Raw genomic sequence first — 1,605 nt, forward strand, 5'->3', positions numbered from 1 at the left:
GAAACCTACTTAATCAAAGGCAATTTAATCGTAGCACAAGATTTGTAACCGAATAAGTTAAGTCAAAATCAAGCAATAAAAGGTAATTTGTCCTTATGCAAAACTAGACGCACAGCATATGTTTGGTATTTCTGTTGATTTTACCCTCTGTATAATAAGGAACAATCATACTACGTAGGCTCTGCCTTGACTAAAAACCTAGCGAATTTACTGCAAATTTAATTGCGAAATATTAATAGACCCTCGTATAGTACTAAAGTTAACACTTAATTTACAGGCGATTAAACCCGCAAATCTTGTTAGTCACCTAGATTATGGTTAATTAATAAAAAGTTTTTCATAAGTACAAATCAAGGTAGCGATTCCTGGTACTATTTTGTCTAAGTTCAGAGCCAAGGTGTTGGCTGATACAAAGGGAGTCGATAATAATAGCGTGGTATATAAACTAAGTTATTTCATAAAGGACCTTTAGACTTGTAATTGCTATCTATGCCACCATATAAAACTCTAAATACTCTGATATGGCAATCAATCGTAATGAATAATATGGTCAATGTTAATCCTCAAAACCTACAGCAAGTGTTAGGTGAAACCTCACAAGAAAAGCTAGTATTACTTAGCTTTTACTCGGCACAAAGCCCTGAATGCCAATCTCAAGCCATTATTTTAGATAAAATCGCGAGTGAATATGGTGAGCATTTACTAGTAGCTACACTCGACTGTGATACAGAGCAAGCGCTTGCATCACAATTAGCACAGCAAGTTGGCTTGCAAACATTACCAACGTTGGTTTTCTTAAAAGATTCAGCACCTGTTGATATGCTACCTGGCGCGCAAACTGAGCAACAAGTGCGTGAAGTATTAGCCAAGCACCTACCGGCACAATCTGAACTATTACTAGAGCAAGCTAAGCAAGCACTACTTGCACAAGACCTCAATAGTGCCTTTACTTATGCTAAGCAGGCTTATGAATTAGATAGTACCCACACTCGGGTTAAATTAGTGCTTGCTGATATATGTATTCAAATACATAAATTAGATGATGCGCAAGCCCTACTTGATTCCGTAGCTGAAAATGAGCGAGATGCTTATTACACTAATATTAGTGCTAAGTGTAAGCAAGCACTTGAAGTAACTGACTCACCAGAAATTAAAGCTAAGCAAGCACAAGTTGAAAAATCCCCTAACGATCTTGATCTAAAAATAGAGTTTAGTAGTTTATTAAATGAAGCAGGCCGAAAAGAAGAAGCACTTGAAGCGTTGTTTATTGTACTCAAGAAAGATTTAAACTTTAATGGAGCTAAAGCAAGCTTTTTAGCTATTATTGCCACTCTCCCAGATGGTGACGCATTAGCAGCTAAATATCGTCGTAAGTTATATAGCATCTTGTATTAACATTTATTGCTAATAATATTATAAAAGCACCTTACTTTAAGGTGCTTTTTGTATTTAGAGATATCGTTAAAGAAGTATCTTGAGTTTTAAAGAGACAAATACAAGAGTTGTCCACAGGGTTTTGTGAGTAACTTGTGGTTATCATCTTTGTATCTTTGGGGTAAAAAATAAATGTAAAAAAGGGAATAAAAACGCTTGCGTAAAAATCTG

At 35.5% G+C, this 1,605-nt stretch carries 1 protein-coding gene; it reads left to right on the top strand.

Features of this window, described 5'->3' with window-relative positions:
• Positions 1-537 precede the first annotated feature (537 nt).
• Entirely contained in the window at positions 538-1,395 is an 858-nt protein-coding gene (locus ACT3RM_RS17765) for a tetratricopeptide repeat protein (RefSeq protein ID WP_444511498.1), read from the top strand.
• The last annotated feature ends 210 nt before the right edge of the window (positions 1,396-1,605 follow it).

The sequence above is a fragment of the Pseudoalteromonas sp. AOP7-A1-14 genome (assembly GCF_052376275.1).
GTDB lineage: Bacteria > Pseudomonadota > Gammaproteobacteria > Enterobacterales > Alteromonadaceae > Pseudoalteromonas.

Bases quoted from the DNA above. Each gene is read 5' to 3' on its own strand.
- ACT3RM_RS17765 (WP_444511498.1), top strand. From the start codon at position 538: ATGAATAATATGGTCAATGTTAATCCTCAAAACCTACAGCAAGTGTTA.